At 35.2% G+C, this 22,703-nt stretch carries 20 protein-coding genes and 1 tRNA gene; 14 read left to right on the top strand and 7 right to left on the bottom strand.

Annotated features, from left to right (window positions below; genetic code table 11):
- Window positions 1-28 precede the first annotated feature (28 nt).
- Together B5X55_RS16810 and B5X55_RS16805 are read right to left on the bottom strand one after the other, a co-directional pair.
- Window positions 29-1,315: a BamG family beta-barrel-assembly machinery protein gene (locus tag B5X55_RS16810; RefSeq protein WP_079514047.1), complete on the bottom strand. Its 1,287-nt coding sequence runs from the start codon at window positions 1,313-1,315 to the stop codon at window positions 29-31.
- A complete protein-coding gene (locus B5X55_RS16805) occupies window positions 1,316-2,044 on the bottom strand; it encodes a type III pantothenate kinase (RefSeq protein WP_079514045.1) in 729 nt (242 codons plus the stop codon).
- 100 nt (window positions 2,045-2,144) lie between these two features.
- Between B5X55_RS16805 and B5X55_RS16800 the strand changes: the two genes are divergently transcribed.
- From B5X55_RS16800 to B5X55_RS16790, 3 genes are all read left to right on the top strand, one after another.
- A tRNA-Phe gene (locus B5X55_RS16800) sits at window positions 2,145-2,217 on the top strand.
- A gap of 74 nt (window positions 2,218-2,291) precedes the next feature.
- Window positions 2,292-3,263 (top strand): phosphotransferase, encoded by a 972-nt coding sequence (locus B5X55_RS16795; RefSeq protein WP_079514043.1) that lies wholly within the window; start codon window positions 2,292-2,294, stop codon window positions 3,261-3,263.
- The gene (locus B5X55_RS16790) at window positions 3,260-4,534 is read left to right on the top strand and encodes an ADP-ribosylglycohydrolase family protein (RefSeq protein WP_079514041.1); all 1,275 of its coding nucleotides are present in this window, start codon (window positions 3,260-3,262) and stop codon (window positions 4,532-4,534) included. Before B5X55_RS16795 ends, B5X55_RS16790 begins: the two co-directional genes overlap by 4 nt.
- Before the next feature lie 5 nt (window positions 4,535-4,539).
- On the opposite strand, the gene B5X55_RS16785 is transcribed toward B5X55_RS16790, so the two are convergent.
- Window positions 4,540-6,123: a glycoside hydrolase family 32 protein gene (locus B5X55_RS16785; protein ID WP_079514039.1), complete on the bottom strand. Its 1,584-nt coding sequence runs from the start codon at window positions 6,121-6,123 to the stop codon at window positions 4,540-4,542.
- Window positions 6,124-6,148: 25 nt separating this feature from the next.
- Between B5X55_RS16785 and B5X55_RS16780 the strand changes: the two genes are divergently transcribed.
- From B5X55_RS16780 to B5X55_RS16765, 4 genes are read left to right on the top strand one after another with little or no spacing between them, the layout of a single operon-like run.
- Window positions 6,149-6,685: a rhodanese-like domain-containing protein gene (locus B5X55_RS16780; RefSeq protein WP_234999778.1), complete on the top strand. Its 537-nt coding sequence runs from the start codon at window positions 6,149-6,151 to the stop codon at window positions 6,683-6,685.
- A gap of 37 nt (window positions 6,686-6,722) precedes the next feature.
- Window positions 6,723-7,394 (top strand): TIGR04282 family arsenosugar biosynthesis glycosyltransferase, encoded by a 672-nt coding sequence (locus tag B5X55_RS16775; protein ID WP_234999784.1) that lies wholly within the window; start codon window positions 6,723-6,725, stop codon window positions 7,392-7,394.
- Complete coding sequence (locus B5X55_RS16770) at window positions 7,391-8,206, top strand: purine-nucleoside phosphorylase (RefSeq protein WP_079514033.1); 816 nt, start codon at window positions 7,391-7,393, stop codon at window positions 8,204-8,206. Before B5X55_RS16775 ends, B5X55_RS16770 begins: the two co-directional genes overlap by 4 nt.
- Before the next feature lie 44 nt (window positions 8,207-8,250).
- On the top strand, window positions 8,251-8,955 hold the full coding sequence (locus B5X55_RS16765) for a TIGR04283 family arsenosugar biosynthesis glycosyltransferase (RefSeq protein ID WP_079514031.1): 705 nt from the start codon (window positions 8,251-8,253) through the stop codon (window positions 8,953-8,955).
- Between the two features lie 3 nt (window positions 8,956-8,958).
- Here B5X55_RS16765 and B5X55_RS16760 read toward each other — a convergent pair whose 3' ends face one another.
- From B5X55_RS16760 to B5X55_RS16750, 3 genes are all read right to left on the bottom strand, one after another.
- On the bottom strand, window positions 8,959-9,984 hold the full coding sequence (locus B5X55_RS16760; RefSeq protein ID WP_079514029.1) for an N-acetylmuramoyl-L-alanine amidase family protein: 1,026 nt from the start codon (window positions 9,982-9,984) through the stop codon (window positions 8,959-8,961).
- 62 nt (window positions 9,985-10,046) lie between these two features.
- Window positions 10,047-11,054 (bottom strand): glycoside hydrolase family 113, encoded by a 1,008-nt coding sequence (locus B5X55_RS16755; protein ID WP_079514027.1) that lies wholly within the window; start codon window positions 11,052-11,054, stop codon window positions 10,047-10,049.
- 129 nt (window positions 11,055-11,183) lie between these two features.
- Complete coding sequence (locus B5X55_RS16750) at window positions 11,184-11,897, bottom strand: DUF547 domain-containing protein (protein ID WP_079514025.1); 714 nt, start codon at window positions 11,895-11,897, stop codon at window positions 11,184-11,186.
- Between the two features lie 277 nt (window positions 11,898-12,174).
- Here B5X55_RS16750 and B5X55_RS16745 point away from each other — a divergent pair, with 277 nt between their 5' ends.
- From B5X55_RS16745 to B5X55_RS16715, 7 genes are all read left to right on the top strand, one after another.
- Window positions 12,175-13,521 (top strand): NAD(P)/FAD-dependent oxidoreductase, encoded by a 1,347-nt coding sequence (locus B5X55_RS16745; RefSeq protein WP_079514023.1) that lies wholly within the window; start codon window positions 12,175-12,177, stop codon window positions 13,519-13,521.
- A gap of 11 nt (window positions 13,522-13,532) precedes the next feature.
- The gene (locus B5X55_RS16740; protein ID WP_079514239.1) at window positions 13,533-15,113 is read left to right on the top strand and encodes a 4Fe-4S binding protein; all 1,581 of its coding nucleotides are present in this window, start codon (window positions 13,533-13,535) and stop codon (window positions 15,111-15,113) included.
- A gap of 101 nt (window positions 15,114-15,214) precedes the next feature.
- Window positions 15,215-17,623 carry an alpha-L-rhamnosidase-related protein gene (locus tag B5X55_RS16735; protein WP_079514021.1) on the top strand — a complete coding sequence of 803 codons (2,409 nt, stop codon included), beginning with the start codon at window positions 15,215-15,217 and terminating at the stop codon, window positions 17,621-17,623.
- A gap of 112 nt (window positions 17,624-17,735) precedes the next feature.
- Window positions 17,736-18,227, top strand: coding sequence for a toxin-antitoxin system YwqK family antitoxin (locus B5X55_RS16730; RefSeq protein WP_143814527.1), 492 nt, complete (start codon window positions 17,736-17,738; stop codon window positions 18,225-18,227).
- Window positions 18,227-18,916: a glycosyltransferase family 2 protein gene (locus B5X55_RS16725; protein WP_079514017.1), complete on the top strand. Its 690-nt coding sequence runs from the start codon at window positions 18,227-18,229 to the stop codon at window positions 18,914-18,916. Before B5X55_RS16730 ends, B5X55_RS16725 begins: the two co-directional genes overlap by 1 nt.
- Before the next feature lies 1 nt (window position 18,917).
- Window positions 18,918-20,402 carry a cellulose synthase family protein gene (locus B5X55_RS16720; RefSeq protein ID WP_079514015.1) on the top strand — a complete coding sequence of 495 codons (1,485 nt, stop codon included), beginning with the start codon at window positions 18,918-18,920 and terminating at the stop codon, window positions 20,400-20,402.
- A gap of 278 nt (window positions 20,403-20,680) precedes the next feature.
- On the top strand, window positions 20,681-21,262 hold the full coding sequence (locus B5X55_RS16715; RefSeq protein WP_079514013.1) for a helix-turn-helix domain-containing protein: 582 nt from the start codon (window positions 20,681-20,683) through the stop codon (window positions 21,260-21,262).
- A 304-nt stretch (window positions 21,263-21,566) separates the two neighbouring features.
- Here B5X55_RS16715 and B5X55_RS16710 read toward each other — a convergent pair whose 3' ends face one another.
- A complete protein-coding gene (locus tag B5X55_RS16710; protein WP_079511101.1) occupies window positions 21,567-22,622 on the bottom strand; it encodes an IS110 family RNA-guided transposase in 1,056 nt (351 codons plus the stop codon).
- Window positions 22,623-22,703: the final 81 nt, after the last annotated feature.

The following is a 22,703-nucleotide window of genomic DNA, read 5'->3' as shown; positions in this document are numbered from 1 at the left end:
TTAAAGTGGTTAATGTACTAAATTTTTATTAATTGATTTTTCTTTTCTGGAACCAGCGATCATTTAAAGATAGACCTACGTTAAATTTAAAATAGCTCTCTTCTATTAGATTTGCCCTAGTTGTTCCTCTTCTTCCAATTTCAAATCCTAAATTAAGATTAGAGAAACTTCTACCCAGTGGTAAACCTAATCCAAAAGTTATGCCAAAGTTATTAATATCAACATCATTAACTATCATTCCGGTCTTATCTAAACGCAAACCGGCTCTATAAGTTACTCGTTTTAAGTAACTTGTAAAAGAATCATGGTCAGGTGTAATAAAAGCACCAAGTGCAATTGAACTTGCATCATTATAACGTACACTATCTGCTCCAAGAAATACATTTTCAAAAGAGCTCATTGCTTGAAAACTATACTCAGCACCTACAAACCATTTATAATCTTCCCCATAACCAAGACCTAAAGTGGTAGTTGTTGGTATTTTTAATTCTGTATTTTTTAGATTTTGGGCATCTAAATTGACATCTATCTCTTCAATATTACCCCCTGTAGCTACAGAAAAAGAACCAATTTGTCTATCGTTCGTTGACACCAGATTACCCTGGGTATTTACACGTATAGATGAATGTAGCCTATATCTATCTTTTATTATAGGCGAATAATTTAAAGCATAATTAAAATCGAAACCATTTACCCTAGAGCTACGTCTGTCGAATGTTCCAAATTGAACACCATCTATTTGTTGTAGGCGCTGATTTTCTAAAGTACCATAGTTAAAATTAACAGTAGCCCCTATACTTACATCTTTTAGAACCTCATAACCAACAGAATAAAAAACACGGTTTAAACCGCCTTGGCCAGTGTAGACATTCGTTAACGAACCACTTGCATTAGTTTGTTCATTTACTAGATTATACCCTACAGAAGAATAAGGCATAATACCAAAACCCATTCCTAAACCTTTACCTAGACTAAAGCCCAAAGCCAAATAATCTAAACTGGTTATTGAACTTTTCTCTTCTTCAGTAAAACTTTTAAGTCGATACTGTTTATTGGAAACACCGGCAGTATAGGTCACAAGACCCTCTTTATCCATTACCTCTAAACCCAATTTACCGTAAGCAGCAGGGTTTCTTAAGTTAAGATGGATACTATCTGCATACATGCCTATACCTCCCATCATTTGATTTTCTACCGTACTGGCGTTCTTTAAATCACCGATTCCAAAAAAGGAATAGGGAGAAACAGTACCATCTTGAGCGTACATACCAATAGTGGACATGTATACAATTGCAATTACAATTTTTCTGATCATTTAGTGCTTGTTGTATTCTAGCAAATAATTAAGCCCTTTCAGGAGAAATTTAGAATCCGCAAATATGGTATTTTTTAATCGTTTAGACAAAAATAGTGTATCACCCCCTGTTAAAATAATTGTTAAATCTTTAAAACGACTCTTATATAGGTCAATGAGACCGTCAATTTCGAGAATTACACCATTTATAACCCCACTATGCATACAGTTCTCAGTAGTATTCCCAATATAATCTAAGAGCTCTACTTTTTCTAATAAAGGCAACTTGGCAGTTTGATTATGCATAGCATTATATCTCATTTGCACACCAGGAGATATAGACCCACCTAAATACTCATCAAAATCATTCAACATATCATACGTTATACATGTTCCTGCATCTATTATTAGATTATTATGGTGCGGATTAAAATAAAAGGCTGCTGTAGCAAGAGCCAAACGATCTACACCAAGAGTTTGAGGCGAGGCATAAGAGTTCTTAAATGGCACTTTTGAAGTATTCGAAAGCTCATGTACCTCACAAAAAATAGCCAAAACGTTCATTTGTTCTTTAGAAAGTGCCCCAACACTAGAAATAATTGCAAATTGAATTTTCGCATAATTCTTGAAAATTATTTTTACCGCCGCCACAAAATCATAGGCAGCAACAGACTCTAAATGAATGATTTCCGTCTTTTTAAATATCGCCAACTTTACACTTGTATTGCCGGCATCAATGATTAAATTCATGACACAAAGATCATAAATTAAAAAAACAATTCGCTTTTTTTATGAATTAGTTTGTAAATCATAAAATTGAAATTATATTTGCAGCCGCTTATAGCGACATGGTGCCTTAGCTCAGTTGGTAGAGCAATGGACTGAAAATCCATGTGTCCCTGGTTCGATTCCTGGAGGCACCACAATAAATCCTTACTTAACGGTAAGGATTTTTTTGTTTTAATACCTATCTTCAATTGCTATAAACGTAACGATTTTGATACAAATTAGCGAAGACAGCTCTTTCAGTTCCTTAGAAAACTATCTAACCTCTAAAAGCTGGGCAAAAGAAAATGAAAAAATAACCAAAATTACCAAGGCTGGTGAAGGCAATATGAATGTAGTACTTCGTGTAACTACCAGTATACGTTCTTTAATTATAAAACAATCTAGACCCTTTGTTCAGAAATACCAAGACATACCTGCCCCAATAGAAAGAATTGCAGTCGAAAAAACTTTTTATGACGCTATAAGCAACGGATCTATCAAAGAAAATTTTCCGCCAATTATCGGGTTTGACCTTGAATCTTACATTTTAGTGATGGAAGATCTAGGTGTTTGCGATGATATGGGTTTTATTTACCACAAACGCACTATCGGCGATGATCAATTTGAAAAACTTATTGAAATAAGCTATCAAATTCATAACACTGCGACACCAACCAATTTTCCTGCAAATATGAAAATGCGTGAGCTTAACCACCAGCATATTTTTGTTCTGCCTTTTCTTATAGATAATGGCTTCTCCTTAGACGATATTCAAAAAGGGCTGCAAGAACTCTCGATGTCCTTTAAAGAAAATGAAAACCTTAAAAAGCAAGTGACCCTAATTGGTGAAAAATATTTATCGAAAGGAAATACGCTTTTACATGGAGATTACTATCCAGGTAGTTGGATGACTAAAAAAGACCATCTTTATGTTATTGACCCAGAATTTGGCTTTGTTGGTTTTCCTGAATTTGACCTTGGGGTAATGGCAGCGCATTTAATCATAGCCACTCATAATCCCTCTTACTTCGAAAAAATTGAAAAAACATATCCTAAAACTATTGATATGAAACTTTTAAAGAAAATTGCCGGCATTGAAATTATGAGGAGATTAATAGGTTTGGCACAACTACCGTTAAGCAGAACCCTTGCCGATAAAGAACAATTATTACTCATGAGCAAAAACATGATACTATCATGAAATATGTATATCTACTTATCTTAATTTGTATTGTTGGATGCAAAAATGAAAATAAACAATTTGACATTCCCTCACCTACCAACAGCACATATGCCAGTGATAAATTGCAATTAGCAGATTCTGTTTACTACGACAAAGTTTTAGGCGCACTTGTAGGATCTGCAATTGGTGATGCTATGGGCGCATCTACCGAAATGTGGCACAGAAAAGATATTCAACTAAACTATGGCTTTATTAACGGACTAACGCCTGCCGTTCGAGAACAATCTCCTGAAGGTACTTGGGAACATAACCTATTGGCTGGGGCAACTACAGACGACACGCGATGGAAGAGTCTAATGGTTCATTATTTTAAGGATAATCAGAATTCTATAAGCCCAGACAATTTCTCACAATACATCATAGAATACTACCAAAACTTAGCGCAGTCTCTCGCAGATAAAGATATTCAGACCAGCACTGATTTACTCGATACACAGATTGAAAAAATAGATTGGATAAAAGAATGGGCAAGGGTGGCCATTGCTTACAAAAAGGACAACCAATCTTACCTTCAAGCGCAGAATCGTTTTTATGGTGGAGAAATGTCTTGTGCCGGGCAATTATACTCGCCCATGATCGGTCTTATTACTAAATCTCCTTTAGAGGCCTACCAAAAAGCGTATGACTTAAGCCTTTTTGATATTGGGTACGCTAAAGACATAACTGCTTTAGTTTCTGCAATGACCCATATGGCGATGAGAACGCAAGAACTAGATTCTATTATGAGCGCGCCTAAATTCATAGACCCTATTGGGTATGCAGATAGTCGGTTGGTGGGTCGTATACCACTAGCAATTTTAGATGGTGCGCAAAAAAATGTACGTCGAATAGAGGATATTGTTTTTGTCGATTCTTTGCTATTAAATAATAATACCGTCTTTAAAGTACCAACGGGTTACCCCGGGACAAAAACGGATTGGATACGTCAAGAAATGCTTTATCAAATACTAGAAAAGGATAAGCGTGGCATTGCATTTCACTCCGCAGAAATTTGGCAAATATTAGTAACAGGCCTTGAGTTTGGAAAAGGTGATTTTGATAAAACAATGCAATTCATAGTCAATTACGGTCGTGATAATGACACCGTTGCCGCAGTTGCCGGCATGATTTTAGGGGCGAAATTAGGCTACAAAACACTTCCGAAAGAATTGCGAGAAAAGATTCTTAAAGTCAATAAAGAAAATTTAGGGATGGACTTAGAAGCTTTAGCAAAAGAAATGACTTATTGATAGATCTAATCCCAAATACGCTTCATCTCACGCTCGCTAAAATCGTTTATTATTAATTCATCATTTGAATTATTCTCAAGAGTTAAAGCCGTATAGAATTCATTTGGAAATATTTGATTGGTCATAACATACTGCCCTCCGTTAATAAAAAGCTCCATAGAAGAATGATCTAATAGAATTTTCACCTCAACTGGTTCTTCAGGCAAATTTGACATATCCATCTTTTGTAAACCACCAGCAAATTTTTCGCTAAAATCGACTTTGCCCGATTTTCCACGGTTAAAAGTCAACATTTTGTTTTTTCTATCGATTACTATGTCTAAGTTATCACCGGCTTCATTACTGAAATACAATGTCATCTCAGGATTCTTGACCGTGAATCTAATTTCAGATTGATTTCCGTATTTCAACGGAATCATTTCCTTCTGATTTTTCGTTAACTCAAATTGACTATCTGAAAAAGTCTCATACACTATACCCTTCATATTGTCTAAAGGATAATTCACCAAGAAAAGCTCGCCTTCAATTTTACGCAATGTCAATTTTCTAGGCACCGTCATAGCGCTTCGCCATTTTTCGGTTGGTGTATCGCGCGCATAATCCCAATTACTCATCCACCCAATAAATATTCGATCATTGTTCGGAGCATCGTTATAGGTAACCCCAGCGTAATTATCTCGGCCTAAATCTATCCATCGAGATTCTGTTTGGTCTGTTGTAAATGTTGTTCCATCAAAATCACCAATAAAATATTGTGTTCCACTCCCCCCATTTGGCGCACCCGGATTAATACTTATTAAAAGAACCCATTTCTCTTCATCAGTTCCTTCAATTTTTAAAGGAAATAAATCAGGACATTCCCATACGCCGCCATGTGCTCCTTTTTCTTTCCCAAATTCACTTACTTTTTTCCATTCCTTTAAATCTGGCGAGTTCCATATCTGCAAATGGTCTCCTGCCACTAAAAGCATCGTCCAATTTTGCTCTTTAGCATTCCAAAAAACTTTAGGATCCCGAAAATCTTTAATTCCATCATTACCGATCACAGGATTTCCCTCATATTTCGTCCAACTATCTCCATCATCTAAACTGTATGCAATACCCTGTGTTTGAAAATTCTTTTTACCAGACTGTTCTCCTTCCATATCATGATACGTGAAAATCGCAACCATTGCTGGCTTTTCTTTTGTACCAAAACCAGATGTATTCTCTTTATCAATTACGGCACTACCAGAAAATATTAACCCGTGTTTATCTGGAAACAACGCTATTGGTTTGTGCTCCCACTCCAATAAGTCTTTACTAATGGCATGGCCCCAATGCATAGGACCCCAAACAGTGCTGTCTGGATAGTATTGATAGAACAAATGATATTTACCATTGCTATAAACAAGTCCGTTAGGATCATTCATCCATTTTTCTTCTGGGGTAAAATGAAACTGTGGTCGATATGATTCCGTATAATAATCAGATGGTTCTAGCTCTGTAGTAATCTCTTGAATTTTCGCATCCTGCTTACAGCTAAAATTGCACATGACAAGCATAATTAATCCCGATTTAAAAAACACCTTTTGCAAAATTTTAACCATAAACTCGTCTTTTAAACTATAAACCTTGGAGACTAAAAATAGTACCTTTACAGCAATGAAGTTAATCAAATATCTACAAGTTTTTAGTTTATTTTCCCTTCTATGCTTTTCAAACGTTGTAGTTGGGCAAGATGATATTAATCGCGCTTTAAAGACGTGGAATAAAGAAAGCATACCCTATGTCTATCCTGAAAGTTTATCTATGTCAGATTCAATTCTGTTTTTAGATACTCGAGAAAAGGAAGAGTTTGATGTTAGCCATTTAAAGAATGCCATTTGGGTAGGTTATAAAAATTTTGACGAACAAAAAATTCTTGAAACTATCCCTAACACTTCTCAATCCATTATTGTTTATTGCTCAATTGGTGTACGTTCAGAAAATATTGGTGAAAAGTTGAAGAAGCTTGGTTATACCAAAATACGTAATCTTCATGGTGGTATTTTTGAATGGAAAAATAAAGGTGGCGAAGTATTTAACGACAAAGAAAAAGCCACCGATAGTGTACATGCATTTAGCAAGCATTGGGGTAAGCTTTTACATGAAGGCATAAAGGTTTATTAGGTAGGAGTTTGGATAATCAATAAAATTTACTTTGGGAATAATACAAGACAACAAAGAAGAGCGAGATGAAAAGGTAATTGATTTTACACTGGCGAGCTCTAATAATCTACTGCTGATTTTCACAAGAAATCCTGAGCTGGGTAAAGGAAAAAGGCGATTGGCGGCAACGGTTGGTGACGAGTCGGCGCTGAATATTTATCAGTTTCTCCTCAATCATACCGTTAAAATTACAAGTAACTTATACGCAGAAAAGATTGTATACTACTCTGAAGAGATTTGGGAGAATGACATTTGGGACAACAAACGTTTTGGAAAGAAACTACAAACTGGTAATGATTTGGGCGCTCGTATGGCGAATGCTTTTCAAGAAGGATTTCAAAATGAATTTCAAAAAATCATAATTATTGGTAGTGATATGTTCGATTTTTCGCAGGAAGATATAGAACAAGCATTTAAGGCACTCGAAAAAAACGATTTTGTTGTTGGGCCAGCAGAAGATGGAGGATATTATTTACTTGGGATGAAAAATTACACGCCAGAACTTTTTAAAAATAAAGATTGGGGCACCGAAACGGTTTTAATGGATACCCTTGCCGACCTTAACGACAAGAAAACTGCTCTTTTAGAAACAAGAAACGACGTAGATTATTACGAGGACATAAAGGATATTGAAGCTTTTCAACCCTTTTTAAAACATATAAATTCATGATTAAAGAACAATTATTAGAATCTGTAGCATACCTTAAAAACAAAGGTTTTGACCAACCTGAAATAGGAATCGTATTAGGTACTGGATTAGGAAAATTGGTAGATAGCATCGAAGACCCTATAGACGCCCATTACAACCATATTCCATTTTTTCCTCTAGCAACCGTAGAGTTTCATACGGGCAAATTGGTATATGGCACCATTTCTGGTAAAAAGGTAGTGGTTATGCAAGGTCGCTTTCATTTATATGAAGGATATGATTTTTTAGATGTTACATACCCAATACGTGTTATGCATATGCTTGGCATTACCAAACTCTTTATTTCAAATGCAGCAGGTGCTGTTAACCTAAATTACAAAAAAGGTGATATGATGTTGATCGAAGATCACATTAATCTGCAAGGTGGGTCGCCATTGGCGTTTAAGAATGTAGGTGAGTATGGAGAGCGTTTCGCAGACATGTCTGAACCTTACGATTTAGACATGCGAAATAAATTATTAGCTATTGCCAAAGCGAACGATATTTCTTTAAAAACAGGAGTATATGCTTCTGTAGTGGGACCTCAACTTGAAACGAAGGCAGAATATAGAATGATTAAATTAATAGGTGCAGACGCCGTTGGCATGAGTACCGTACCAGAAGTGATTGTAGCCAACCATTTATCATTACCGATTGTAGCTGTTTCAGTTTTAACCGACGAATGCGACCCAGATAATCTTAAGCCTGTAGATATAAGTGAAATTATTGCTATAGCTGAAAAAACTGAACCTAAAATGGTGAAATTGTTTCAAGAATTAATAAAGCAACTGTAAGTTAAGTTATCATTTTACTACCATAAGAAAGCAAAAAGATATTTATGAGTAGTTACCAGCCCACAATTAGTATCATTATTCCGGTATTGAACGAGGCGAATTACATTAAGAAGGTTCTTTTGTCCATTTCAAAAAATGCAGGCTCTAATCGCATTAAAGAAATACTGGTTGTTGATGGTGGCAGCAGTGACGAAACGCCTTCTAATGCGCGTGATTATGGTGCTACCGTAATTAACAGCATAAAAGGAAGGGCCGTTCAAATGAATTTTGGTGCTGCAATAGCAACCGGAGAAATTCTTTATTTTTTACATGTAGATTCCTTGCCTCCAAAACACTTTGACTTGGCTATATTTCAAGCTTTAAAAGAAGGTCATGAAGTAGGTTGTTTTCAAATGCGCTTTAATAGTGATAGTAATTTTTTGAAATTTTTTGCTTGGTGTACCAAAATCAACCATCAGATTTGTCGTGGCGGAGACCAATCGCTATTTATCACCAATAAGCTATTTCATGAAAATAACGGCTTTAATGAAAACTATATCATTTATGAGGATAACGAATTCATAGGTCGAATGTATAAATTAAAACCTTTCAAGATTATACCTGCAGCTGTAACAACTTCTGCTAGGCGATATGAGGAACGCGGAATGGTAATGTTACAATGGCATTTTGCAATGATTCATTTAAAGCATTATTTAGGGGCTAGACCTAATGAATTACATCAATATTATTTAAAATATATCGCCATATAAGTTTTATTCCTCCTCAAAATCTAACAGCACGCCTTCACTAATCCATTTTGCTAATGCTTGACGATTATCGGGATCGACGATTCTAACTTGATCCTTAGCATTCATGATATTTCCAATCTCAATAAATGTCATTGCAGGGTGCGTTTTCTTAACCAAATAAAGCGAGGTTCGATCTTCAAAAGTACCTGCATAACTTCTATTAGGTTGATATTTTTTATACTTGGCATCGAAAGTAGTATGAATACTTTCTGCCAACTTTTTACCATTCTTACTATTTTCATGATAATAGAAAAACACATCTATATTTTGCCCCACACTTCTACTATCAACATGTGTGACAATTAAACGCTGGTACTTACCCTTATTCGACTTATAAAGGTCATTAACGATTTCTACACGTTGTTTTAATCTTGCTACTTGGTTTAAGGGAATCGTTTTATTTGGATAGGCAACCTCATCATGGTCAATTTCAAGAACACGCTCATCTCTAATGCCGTCGTTTTCATCTTGTATAATAATGTAGACCATTGCTCCATGAGCTAATAATTCTTTCGCTAATCGTAATGTAATATCATACGCATATTCATCTTCCGATATGGTTTTACCGGCATAAACACCCATTGCACCAGGATCAGGACCACCATGACCAGAAACTAAATAATACACATTACCTTTCAGTCGTTCACTTTTGGTGATTACTGTTTTATGCTTTTCACCAAAAATAGCATAAGAAGCACTCTCTAACTTTTTAACATCAGTAGATTGTTTTTGTATCGAGTCTACAATTGGCACTGTTTCCAATTCGAACTTCGGAATCACATAGGTTTTACCTGCTATAAGATGCACACTATCTCTTAAATCATGATTATTTAAGGCTACGAATTCATCAAATATTTCATACGGATTAACCCCTTGCTTTCTTAAAAGGGAAAGAATACCATCGCCAGGTTCGGCCGTTACCGTTTTCAACGATTCTTGACCAAATGCGGCTTGAGCAATAAAAACTACTAAAATTAAATACCTAAACATATGATAAGGGAAACAAAGTTTGTGCCATCTTTCGAAACAACTAACAGCCTGCAAAATTGAGACTATTCACTGTACTTTTTATAATTATCGCTGATTATTTTTAACGATGGTTTATTCTGAGGTGTAAATCTGTTGTCATTTACACCACCGGCCGTACCATGGTTTGGAAACCATTTCCAAACATAACCACCTGCAAACCATTTTTCTCCCCAAAATTCAGAGAAAATAGCTTCTTTACAATTCGCTTGAGACACCATATTAGGCCTTTCTTCGGTACGATCCACAAGCCAGGGTTTCTTAGCAGAATAGTCCATACTTCTATATCCATATTCCGTGAAAAGAATTGGCTTTTGAGTTTGATTTGACAACGTTGATATCTTAGATTTCCATGGTTGCCAACCGGCTATAAGTTCCTCAACTGATGGTGTTTTTGATTCTGATAGTGGAAAATAGGCATCAACACCAATATAATCTAATTGATTCCAAAAGGGTACTCGGTCAAACTCATCCCAGTTCGCTGCATAAGTCAGTTTCCCTTTATATATTTGACGTATTTCAGTAATTAATCCATTCCAATACGCTGGTCTATTCTGAACAAATTGCTCTAATTCGGTACCGATACAAAACACATCAACATGACTTTCTTCTGCTAATTGAGCGAACGTCAATATAAAATCACAGTATGATTCTTCTAATTGTTTCCAATGGTCTTCGCTGTCCATTTTTAGAATTCCCGTAAAAACACCTTTAGAAATCCAGATTTGTGGCTTCATCATAACCGAAATACCATTTTCATGTAGCATTTCTATATATTGTTCTGCTCCGCTCTTGGTTTCACCAAACCATTGTCGTTCGGTATTGAATGTAATTTTTGGATTATTCACTTCTCTGATGAATCCAAAAGGCATTACGGCAGCACTATTTGCATTTACCTGTACTATAGCTTCCACTTGTTCTTGAACCACCTTCTCCCTTGAGGCAACAAAACTCACCCCATTAATTTTCTTATTTGCCTGACCAAAACATGAAAACTGAATGGCGAATAAAAACAAAAGGCTTAATTTTTTCATTTTTAAATTCCTTAATCACCTAAAATTATACTATTTACAGCAGGTTGCAATAGGGTACACACATAACTATTTGTTAAGAAATACCAGCTAATGAATAACAAGCTATTGTTTATGCAATAAGAAATTCAACTATTTGGAATTTAAGGTCCAATCGTAAGGATAATAACCCAATTGAACTGCCTCAGGTAGTTTTGAAGTTTTAAATTTATTGATGAATGCAACTATACCCCCTACCCTTTCGAAATCATCTTTATACCATTCAAAGATTTGCGAAACATTAACTTTATTACCTTCTACCCTAATAAAACTAGGATTATTCATTGCTAAAACTGTTTGTCGTTGCAATTGAGTTTCTAGCTTTTTTGGAGTGTACGTTTCATTTATTATCGGTGGACAACCTAAACCTGCACAAACTAATACAAAATGAAATCGTGGTTCATTTGGAAATTTTGCCCGTAACAATTCATTTTCAATGCCATTTAAAGTAATCATTTTACCCCCGATACTATGCTTAGCTTTATCGAAAAATCCATCAACATCTAACGGTGATTTTAATGGATAATTTTTAACGACTCCATCTATCACAATAAGATTATAAGCATTAATCCAGAAGGCTTGGTAGTTCATAACTTCTGACTCTGACACAGAAATATCTTTTGCTAAATGTAAAATAGCTTTTAAAGCTTCTGGGGTTTCTTTAATCGCATTATACTTAACACGACCATCTATAATATTAGCTTTTAAAAAGCTATCGGTTTCGTTAAAAAATGTATTCAATTCTTGCGCTGATGAACCGGTCACAATCAATAAGAAAAATAATGCTTGTATGATATGTCGTTTCATGAAACTTTAAATTTAATATTGTTATCGAGTTACTTTAAGTCGTGCGTTTAATCATTACCATACACTTATAGAATATTTCTTTTACTTTCCTCAATAAACTTCAATTAAATAAAACACTAATTATGTGATTATTAATAACCCATTTAAAGATTATTAAAACGTAAAATAAGTTAAAAAACACTACAGTCTCATCATGAGTTTATAATCTTTCTAAATAAAAATGTAGCTGTTAAGTTATTACCTTTAATACCGACACAAGGACCAACAAAAGCATTATATGAATCATATTGTAATTATAGGCAACGGTATTTCTGGGGTTACTTTAGCTAGACATGTACGAAAGCTATCGAATAATAGAATCACCATTATATCTGCAGAAAGTGATTATTTTTTTTCCCGTACAGCATTAATGTATGTCTACATGGGCCACATGAAATTTGAACATACTCAGCCATATGAAAATTGGTTTTGGAAAAAAAACAAAATCGATTTAGTGAATGGCTTTGTAGAAAAAGTAGCACCTGATTCAAAAAAACTAACCCTAAAAGATGGCTCTACCATTACTTATGATAAGCTGGTAATTGCAACAGGATCAAAACCGAATAAATTTGGTTGGCCAGGTCAAGATTTAAAAGGTGTTCAAGGACTATATTCAAAACAAGACCTAGAATTACTTGAGAAAAATGCTCCTAATAATGCCATTTGTAACCGAGCTGTTATTGTTGGTGGCGGACTCATTGGTATTGAAATGGCAGAAATGCTTCGTTCTCGAAAAATACCGGTGACCTTTCTTGTACGTGAAAAGAGTTTTTGGAACGGGGTCTTGACAGAAGGCGAATCTACTATGATTAACGAGCACATTTTAGAGCATCATATCGATTTACGATTAGACACCAATTTAGAAGAGATTATATCTGATGAAAATGGAAGAGCTAGAGCTGTAGTTACCGATAAAGGTGACATTATAGAATGTAATGTTGTAGGGTTAACCGCTGGTGTCACTCCCAATATTGATTTTCTAAAGGAATCATGTATCGAATTAGGAAGAGGTGTAAAAGTCAATCGATTTTTAGAAACCAGCGCGAAAGATGTTTATGCTATTGGTGACTGTGCTGAACAGCACGAAGGCATAGGCAGTAGAAGACCTATTGAGGCTGTATGGTACACTGGTCGTATGATGGGTGAAGCTTTAGCCCAAACCCTATGTGACAATCCTAGAGAATATAATCCAGGACATTGGTTTAATTCAGCCAAATTTTTAGATGTTGAATACCAAACGTATGGTTGGGTATTTAGCGAACGAAGCAAAGAAGACCACGAGCATCATTTTCATTGGAGACACCCGAAAGAAAAAATTTGCATCACTATTGCATATCATAAAGACACCATGAAATTTTTAGGCATCAACACCTTCGGTATACGCATGCGCCATGAGGTTTTTGACCAATGGTTAACCGAAAACAAAGATGTAGACCATGTAATGACTTACCTCAAAGATGCAAATTTCGACCCTGAGTTTTATAAACTATATGAGGCAGAAATTGTAAATAAATACAATGCGGCCTTCAATAAAAATATACGTCTAGAAAAGAAAAGTTGGAAACGAATTTTTAGCAAAGCTTAATGAACAAAAAAATGAAAGTACTTCAAAATATAGGAATAGTTATTTTTTTGGTAGGTCTAAGCACATTTGCTGCCTTACCGCTTCTTGGAACGTTCAAAGTAGACAAAACCATCGTTCAAGAAATTGTGTCAGATAATTCAATTAAAAGCGAATTATTTATTCAAGATTTAGAAACCAAAATACAAGACAAAGAGTTTAATGGCATACAGAGCTTATCTCCAATAATTGTTTCTGCATTAGCTAATGCGAATGCGACGCATAGAAAAAATAAAGAGTACAAAAAGGTTATTTATACAAAGGGTAGAGACATGGCAGGATCTATTGCCAAAAAATCTGGAGTTGGCTTTATAGCAGAAAACAAAGGCCTTATGTGGTTTCTAACCTTTGGACTAGGTATTATTGGCGCGCTACTTTTTATTGTGCCTCAAGTGGTACTTTTAGGACCCAAAGGAATAAAAAATGACGGCATCTACCATCAAAGTTCTACTAATAAAGGTTGGATAGCTTGGCTAGTATTTATCTTCTTGGTTTCATTTTACCTCGTCTTATATTTCCGCCCAGAGTATGCAACTAATTGGACCTATTTAGTCGACCCTATTAGTGAAAGTTTAAGTGGCAACCCTGCTGGTCATTGGTTCGTGTATGGCTTTATGTATTGTATTGTAATGTCGGTAATGGCAGTACGTATGTATATAAAGTATCGCAACAACATATACCAAGTAGTAAGAACAACATCTGTATTGTTCTTTCAAATTGTTTTTGCCTTTCTTATTCCAGAAATTATGGTGCGTTTACAAATGCCCTATTATGATTTCAAGAATGCTTTTCCTTTAGATTATGATTTCTTTTTTCAATGGAATCTAAAAACGCTTTTAGATAGTGGTGGTATCGGAATTTTCATTCTTTTTTGGGGTATTATTCTAACCTTAGTTATCGTTCCTGTAATGGTCTATTTCTTTGGAAAGAGATGGTACTGCTCTTGGGTTTGCGGTTGTGGCGGTCTAGCGGAAACATTAGGTGACCCATACAGACAACATTCAGACAAATCACTTTTCGCATGGAAAGTTGAACGTTGGTTAATTCACGGCGTACTACTTTTTGCTGTTGTAATGACAGGTATGACCCTTTACAGCTTCTTTTCAGAAACAGGTACTGTTCTAGGTATTAAAACCCAGAGCGTACAAAATGTATATAGCTTAGCAGTAGGTTCCATTTTCGCAGGAGTTATCGGCACAGGTTTTTATCCAATTTTTGGTAATAGAGTATGGTGTAGATTTGGTTGCCCCTTAGCGGCTTATTTAGGGTTTGTACAACGATTCAAGTCTCGCTTTAGAATAACAACAAATGGTGGGCAGTGTATTTCATGCGGTAACTGTTCTACTTATTGCGAACAAGGTATTGATGTTAGAGCATATGCTCAAAAGGGTGAAAATATAGTTCGTTCTAGCTGTGTAGGTTGCGGAGTATGTTCTGCAGTATGCCCACGTGGCGTGTTGAAATTAGAAAACGGACCTGAGAAAGGCCGTATCAATTCTAAAGATGTGTTATTAGGTAATGATGTTAACCTTATGGATTTGGTGAATAAAAAATAGCGCATTTAATTTCACCTTCAATTGTTAAGGTTCAGTTTATTTTACCCTATTTTCATAGCTATAACACTGGTTGTTCTCAACTCAACATACATTCTATTTAAATGATACGCCATTTCCTCTTGCTAGTTTTAATTTCCCTGCCACTTTATGCCCAGGAGGAACTCAATTATCCTGAAGTAATTTATGGCCCCGAAAACATACATGCCAGCTGGGTAAGCCACCCAGATATTTTGGGTGGTGAAGACCGTGTGGTACTTTTTCGAAATACGTTTAAAGTAGACAATACTAGCGCAGATTTCATTATTAATATCTCTGCAGACAACCATTATTTTCTGTATGTCAATGGAAAATTAGTTACTCATGGCCCGCAATTGAGCGATATTCAGCATTATAAATATGAAACTTTAAACCTTAAAAACTACCTAGAAAAAGGCGAAAACATCTTAGCTGTAAAAGTGATTAATTTCGGGAAAAGAAGATTTTTAGGTATGCAGTCTATCTTCACAAGTTTAATGGTGAACGGGGTAACTATAAATGCAGAACAATTGAACACCACCGGAAAGCAAGGTGCCTGGGTGTGTGCTATAGATGATTCGTATAAAGCTAATGAAGTTGTTTGGCGTGGTGATAAAGAAAAGTCAATTGTCGGTGGCTTCTATGCAAACAACCCTACCGATATTATTGATTTAAATGCCTACCCTACCGGATGGGAATTATTAGATTATAATGATACCAACTGGCAAAAAACTGAATTTTTTGAGAATGCCAGTAGCATGGGAGGTTCAATAGCGTATTTACTTGAACCTCGAAATCTACCATTACTTTCTTGGGATGAAGAACAAATAGGAAGTATAGTAAAATCTTCAAAATCTATTACCACAAAATTTCCAGTAAGCGATGAACTTAAAATTCCTGCAAATACAAAAACTACTTTTCTAATAGATCAGCAATATGTAACCAACGGATTTCCTGAATTGCTATTCAGTAAAGGAAAAAATGCATCTATCCGTATAAAATATGCTGAAAACCTATTTGGCCCAAACAATGAAAAAGGTGACCGAAATAACTTGGAAGGAAAACAACTTTTAGGGTATTACGACCTTATTATTTCCAATGGAAAAGATGCACAGAAATTTATACCGAATTGGATGCGGACATTTCGTTTTATTGAATTCGAAATAGAAACTAAAGTGCAGCCCTTAGTTTTAAATTCTTTCAAGAATTATCGATCACGAACTACCATACCATCTGTGGCCCAATTCACTTCAGACAATGAACTATACAATCAAATTTTCGATATCTGCAAACGCACTATCGATATCTGCACACAAGACTATTTTTTAAGTGACGCCTATTATGAAACTATGCAGTATGTAGGTGATACTAAAATACAAGCCTTAATCTGGCAAGCCATGAGTGGTAATACTGAGCATACAAAAAACGCTATTCGCCAATTTGATCATTCTAGAGATTCAGACGGTAATATTCTTGGTGCTTATCCACTTCGTTCTACATTTATTTACCCTACATATTCTTTGGTATGGGTCGATATGATTGCCGACTACTACAATGTATCTGGCGATAAAGAATTCATACATACCTATAAAGATGGCATTGTAAACACATTGGCAGGTTTTGAAAAGAACATGAACGAACTTAACCTAGTCAACAAAACTCCCTATCGTTATTTTATAGATTGGTATACTGGCCCTAATAACGGTAGCGGTACGGCAACAAAAAATGACGGCGAAAACTCTGCGGTAGTAAGTTTACATTATGTACACGCATTACAAAATGCAGCTATGCTTTTTAAAGAAATTGGGGATAACCAAACTTCGCTAGTATATCAAAACCGTGCAGAAGAAATTAAAAAATCGGTTTATGACCTTTGTTTTGATATGGAAACAAACATTTTTGCCGAACGGCCAGATAAGACTATCTATGACCAGCACACCAATATCATGGCCATATTGACCGATGCTATTCACGAAAGCGAGCAAAGAGCACTTCTTGATAAAATATTGAACGATAAAGATTTATTACAGGCGACCTATTATTATCGTTTTTACCTATTTGAGGCGATTAAGAAAGTAGGAGCCCCAGAATTGTTCGATGTTGCCCTAAAACCATGGGAGAAAATGATTGAAGATAATATGACCACTACTTTAGAGCGTTTTGAAAGTATTGAGAAACCTACACGTTCAGAAGTACACCCTTGGAGTGCATCACCTGCTTATTTCTATTTTAATTATCTAGCTGGCATTCAATCCGTGAAAAATGATTTTGAAGAAGTACGTATTGCTCCAGCTTTCGGTAAATTAAAAACTATTATAGGGTCACTGCCTACATCTAAAGGAACTATAGAATTTAAGCTGAATAGAACCAAGAATAAACTATCCGCAGAAATAACATTACCTATTACCATGGCAGGAAATCTGTCTTGGCAAGGAACTGAAATTCCGCTGAAAAAAGGAAAAAACGTATACGACATAAAGAACGAAATCAAATAGTGTATTTAGCAATCAATATATTAAGGGTTTTCACAAATTCTTTGAGTAAAAAAATTACCCGATCTTTGGCAATAGATTTGGGTACAGATTTTAACTGATTAAATAAATGAACATGAAGTTATTAAAATTCGTTTACGCCATTCTAATCAGCTTTGTCTTGTTAGCGTTTATAAGTTCTGAGGACAAACGCTATGAACGTACCTATTTTGAAGATGGCACTTTGGCTAGCGAAGGTTGGATGCGTTTTAATATTAAGACCGATTACTGGTCCTTTTATCATCCGAATGGTAAAATAGCTGAGAAAGGCTATTTTGAATATGGTAAGAAAGAAAAATATTGGTTTTTCTATGATGAAAATCGAATTCGCACGAAAGAAGGAAAATATCTTAAAAACGAACAAATAGGCTGGTGGTTATTCTATGATAAAAAAGGACGTATAAATCACAAATGCCAAATAAATAAGGGCGTTAAAGATGGCTACTGCCTAAAATATAAAGACTCGAAAATGATATCTGCAGAAAAATATAGTAATGGTGCAAAGATTAAAGAATGGTCAACATTCAATGCCTTTACACATGAAAACAATTTATCCAATTTAAAATAATGGCCGATATAAAAGTAATTATTCCGGCTTATAACGAAGTAGATTCTATTGCCCATGTCGTCAATGAACTACCAAAATCAGTTTCTGAGGTAATCGTTGTCAATAATAACTCCTCCGATAATACGGTGAAAAATGCCGAAACAGCTGGGGCTACTGTAATAACAGAACTAAGAAAAGGTTATGGGTATGCTTGCCTTAAGGGACTAGAATACATTGCATCGAAGTCCAAACAGCCAGATATTATCGTATTTATCGATGGAGACTATTCTGATTATCCTGAAGAATTAGATAATGTGGTAGCTCCTATTTTAGAAGATGATATTGATTTTGTAGTTGGGGCCAGAAGAAAAAATTTGCGTGAAGAGGGGTCAATGACTCCGCAACAAGTGTTCGGTAACTGGTTAGCAACATTTCTAATGCGATTATTTTTTGGTGCAAAGTTTACAGACTTAGGCCCTTTTAGAGCCATTAAGTACGATAAGCTCAAAGAATTGAACATGGAAGACAAAACCTACGGGTGGACAGTGGAAATGCAATTGAAAATTCTAAAGAAGAAAATGACATATACCGAAGTACCAGTACGTTACAAACGAAGAATAGGTATCTCAAAAGTTTCAGGAACCGTAAAAGGTAGTATATTTGCAGGCATAAAAATTTTGGGGTGGATCTTCAAATACAGTATAAAATAATATGGAATTAGCACTAGCGTATTTTATCATAGCAATTTATAGTTTATCATTACTATTGATTTTCTTTTATAGCTTAGCACAGCTAAATCTTTTATTCAACTATTTGTCTCAAAAAAGACAGAACCAAACAGCTCCTAAATTTAATCTTCTAGACCCAAAGGAAATTCCGTTCGTTACCATTCAACTTCCTGTTTTTAACGAGGAGTATGTAATGGACCGTTTATTGGAGAATATTGCTAAAATAGAATACCCAAAAAGCAAATTAGAAATTCAGGTATTAGATGATTCTACCGATGATACCGTAATTACAACTGCTGCTAGTGTAGCTAAATTACAAGAAACCGGTTTAGATATTCAGCATATAACAAGAACAGATAGATCAGGTTTTAAAGCCGGAGCCTTAAAAGAAGGATTGAAAATAGCAAAGGGAGAATTCATCGCTATTTTTGATGCTGATTTTTTACCAGCTTCAGATTGGTTGAAGAAAACCGTTATTTATTTTAAGGATGAAGAGATAGGTGTGGTACAGACCCGTTGGGGCCATTTGAACCGTGACTATTCAACGTTGACAAAAATACAGGCCTTTGCCTTAGATGCCCACTTTACTTTAGAACAAGTTGGTCGTAACAGCAAAGGACATTTCATTAACTTTAATGGTACAGCAGGTATCTGGCGTAAAGAATGTATCATTGACGCAGGTAACTGGGAAGGCGATACGCTAACAGAAGATTTAGACCTTAGCTACCGTGCTCAGTTAAAGAACTGGAAATTCAAGTACTTAGAAGATGTTGAGACACCTGCTGAACTACCTGTGGTAATTAGTGCAGCCCGTTCACAACAATTTCGATGGAACAAAGGCGGTGCAGAGAACTTTAGAAAGACCGTTTGGAGTGTTGTTAAAGCCAAGAATATACCCTTTAAAACCAAGTTTCATGGGGTTATGCATTTGCTGAATAGCTCTATGTTCTTATGTGTATTCTTAGTAGCAATATTAAGTATACCATCATTATATATCAAGAATACTTATGGTCACCTAGATTGGGTTTTCTCTCTACTTAGTTTATTCGCCATAAGCACCATCATTTTATTTGTCTGCTATTGGTTTACCTACAAGAGCATACAAGGTAGTGGCTTTAATAATTTTGTAGATTATATACGTATATTCTTTACATTTTTCTCGGTAGCCTTAGGATTCTCTTTACACAATACCATTGCTGTAATAGAAGGCCACATGGGTAAGCGAAGTGAATTTGTTCGTACACCAAAATTCAATATTAGTACATTGAAACAAAGCTGGAAAGGCAATAAATACCTTGCCAAAAAGCTTTCACCTAATATGATTTTAGAATTTGCTTTAATGGTCTATTTCATGTTCGGTATGTACAGCGCTATACCTTTAAATGATTTCGGTTTATTCCCATTCCATTTTATGTTATTCTTAGGCTTTGGCTTTGTATTCTTTACATCATTGACCTCAAGAGCATAAAACCGTAATTATAAAATATTTAAAAAAGGGATAGTCGTTGGCTATCCCTTTTTTATTTTACCTCAATTCTACAAGATTGATTAAATTACAGGTGAAATGGGAATAGGTTTACTAATGCATATATCTACCATAAAAAAATATAGTTACTATATATAATTGTTGGCAACAATTATAAAACAAGGAATTAGACAGTAATGTCGTAAAGTTGTCGGAAACGAACCGTTATCAATTTGTTTGTTTCTAAAATAACTTTGACCAAATAATTAAAACTACAAGAGATGGAGAATATTGGTCAAAAAATTGTCGAACTAAGAAAGTCAAAAGGTTATACTCAAGAAGAATTAGCAGAAAAAGCAAAAGTTAACTTAAGAACAATTCAAAGGATAGAGAATGAAGAAAACAAACCGAGTGGAAATACTCTAAAATTTATCTGTGAAGCGTTAGACACTTTGCCTGAGAAAATCATTGATTATGGAAAAAAAGAGGATTTGAAACTTTTAGTTTTAATGCATTTATCTGTAATTACTTATTTAGTCATTCCTATTGGAAATATATTAATTCCGTTAATTTTTTGGGTTTCAAAAAAAGATAAAATTATCAACTTAGATGAAAAAGGTACTCGCTTACTAAATTTTCAAATAATCTGGACCGTCTTAACAACTATTACGTTATCCACAGCTCTATTAACTGCTACGCTAGAATTGACTAATCTGGAAAACGGATATATCTCCTATGTTTTATTATTTCTATTTGTGATTTTAAATATTATTAATGTTGCAATGGCTGTAATCATTGCGTATAGAATTAAACGAAAATCTAAATACACATCGTACCCGAATTTAATACAAATAATAAAATAACTGTTGCCAACAAAACCTCCTATGAAAAGCCTTCGTCCAGTTCTTTAAAGTTAATTAATATTTTCTTTTTTACTTTAAACCACCTTTTTTTCTTTTAATATAACTTGCTCGCACTCCTATATGTGATCGGTTCGAAACCTGAAACGTCACCGGCATTTGTATGATTATAAATTATAATAGAACCGGTCACTTGCTAAAAATGTGATCCTGAACAATACAGGTCACGGGTTTTGTTTTGTGATACAGTTCTTACTACTTTTTTAGAGCTTTGTTATGATTCCTATTTCTTTGAATTCGTATTTTATTATTCAATTACACCTATGGTATAAGGCACTTCCGTTTTAATTACGGCTAAGGTTCTACTAAGTAACTTTCTTGCTACTTTGACAATGATACTTTTTACGTTCTTCCCTTGATGTTTACGATAGTAAGCCTGCATAACTGGGTCTGCTCGTATTGCTTGCCATGATGCTTCCACAAAATAGCTTCTCAATAAACGGTTTGCCCGTGGAGTCATTCCCATTGTCCTTTGACTATTTCCACTTTGGTATATACTTGGTGCCAGACCAACATAGCCTGCCAAATGTTTAATGTTGTTGAAACGTCTTAAATCTCCTAGTTCACATAATATACCACAGGCTACTATGCCACCTATACCGGGTATACTTCTTAGCAGCATATAATCTTTCTTGTAATGCGTTTTACAGTACCTCCTTAGCTCAGTAGAGACATCACGTAGCTCTTGATCTACGAAACGAAAGAAACGCAGTCGACTATCTAAAGTAGACTTCGCCGTTGGGTATTCAAAAACCATATCATCTAACCAATTTCTGTATTTATGACTCCAATGGTCATTATCGAACTCCTCTGGCTCTTTAATACCGAAATACAATAATTGCATCTTGATATAACTCTTTACTCTTCTAAAATCTTTAACCAAATCATTTCTTCGTCTAAACAGACTGCGAAGCTCTTCTCGTTTCTTATTTGGTATTATGATACTCTCTAAACGACCATCTTTAAGTTCTCTAGCAATTAACTGCGCATCTATCTTATCTGTCTTTGTATGCTTCTCTTTACCCTTGCGATGAATATCTGCCGGGTTCACAACTAAACTTCGCCAACCATAACCTTCAAAACATCGGTGTGCATGATAACCACAGCAACCTGCTTCGTATGCAGTTGTTACTTCATACTCCCGAAAATGTTTGGAAACATAAGTTTGTAATTGCTTTGGATCTGCAGACATACTGAAAGACTTACCTGCAAACAAATCTGTTGCACAATGTACCTTCCAACTTCGTTTGTGTATGTCGATGCCAATATATAACTTCGGTATAGCAGTAATTTGAGTAATCATATCTTTAATTTTTAGTTCATTTTAAAGATACTCGACTTACTGCTTTTTCATCAATGCTAAACGTAATGCGGACTTTAGGGC

It is taken from the genome of Maribacter arcticus (assembly GCF_900167935.1).
GTDB lineage: Bacteria > Bacteroidota > Bacteroidia > Flavobacteriales > Flavobacteriaceae > Maribacter > Maribacter arcticus.
Note: the sequence above shows the minus strand (reverse complement) of the source record. Positions and strands in the feature narration are given on the sequence as shown.

Bases quoted from the DNA above. Each gene is read 5' to 3' on its own strand.
- B5X55_RS16810 (WP_079514047.1), bottom strand. From the start codon at position 1,315: ATGATCAGAAAAATTGTAATTGCAATTGTATACATGTCCACTATTGGT.
- B5X55_RS16805 (WP_079514045.1), bottom strand. From the start codon at position 2,044: ATGAATTTAATCATTGATGCCGGCAATACAAGTGTAAAGTTGGCGATA.
- B5X55_RS16790 (WP_079514041.1), top strand. From the start codon at position 3,260: ATGAAATATGTATATCTACTTATCTTAATTTGTATTGTTGGATGCAAA.
- B5X55_RS16785 (WP_079514039.1), bottom strand. From the start codon at position 6,123: ATGGTTAAAATTTTGCAAAAGGTGTTTTTTAAATCGGGATTAATTATG.
- B5X55_RS16770 (WP_079514033.1), top strand. From the start codon at position 7,391: ATGATTAAAGAACAATTATTAGAATCTGTAGCATACCTTAAAAACAAA.
- B5X55_RS16765 (WP_079514031.1), top strand. From the start codon at position 8,251: ATGAGTAGTTACCAGCCCACAATTAGTATCATTATTCCGGTATTGAAC.
- B5X55_RS16760 (WP_079514029.1), bottom strand. From the start codon at position 9,984: ATGTTTAGGTATTTAATTTTAGTAGTTTTTATTGCTCAAGCCGCATTT.
- B5X55_RS16755 (WP_079514027.1), bottom strand. From the start codon at position 11,054: ATGAAAAAATTAAGCCTTTTGTTTTTATTCGCCATTCAGTTTTCATGT.
- B5X55_RS16750 (WP_079514025.1), bottom strand. From the start codon at position 11,897: ATGAAACGACATATCATACAAGCATTATTTTTCTTATTGATTGTGACC.
- B5X55_RS16745 (WP_079514023.1), top strand. From the start codon at position 12,175: ATGAATCATATTGTAATTATAGGCAACGGTATTTCTGGGGTTACTTTA.
- B5X55_RS16740 (WP_079514239.1), top strand. From the start codon at position 13,533: ATGAAAGTACTTCAAAATATAGGAATAGTTATTTTTTTGGTAGGTCTA.
- B5X55_RS16735 (WP_079514021.1), top strand. From the start codon at position 15,215: ATGATACGCCATTTCCTCTTGCTAGTTTTAATTTCCCTGCCACTTTAT.
- B5X55_RS16730 (WP_143814527.1), top strand. From the start codon at position 17,736: ATGAAGTTATTAAAATTCGTTTACGCCATTCTAATCAGCTTTGTCTTG.
- B5X55_RS16725 (WP_079514017.1), top strand. From the start codon at position 18,227: ATGGCCGATATAAAAGTAATTATTCCGGCTTATAACGAAGTAGATTCT.
- B5X55_RS16720 (WP_079514015.1), top strand. From the start codon at position 18,918: ATGGAATTAGCACTAGCGTATTTTATCATAGCAATTTATAGTTTATCA.
- B5X55_RS16715 (WP_079514013.1), top strand. From the start codon at position 20,681: ATGGAGAATATTGGTCAAAAAATTGTCGAACTAAGAAAGTCAAAAGGT.
- B5X55_RS16710 (WP_079511101.1), bottom strand. From the start codon at position 22,622: ATGATTACTCAAATTACTGCTATACCGAAGTTATATATTGGCATCGAC.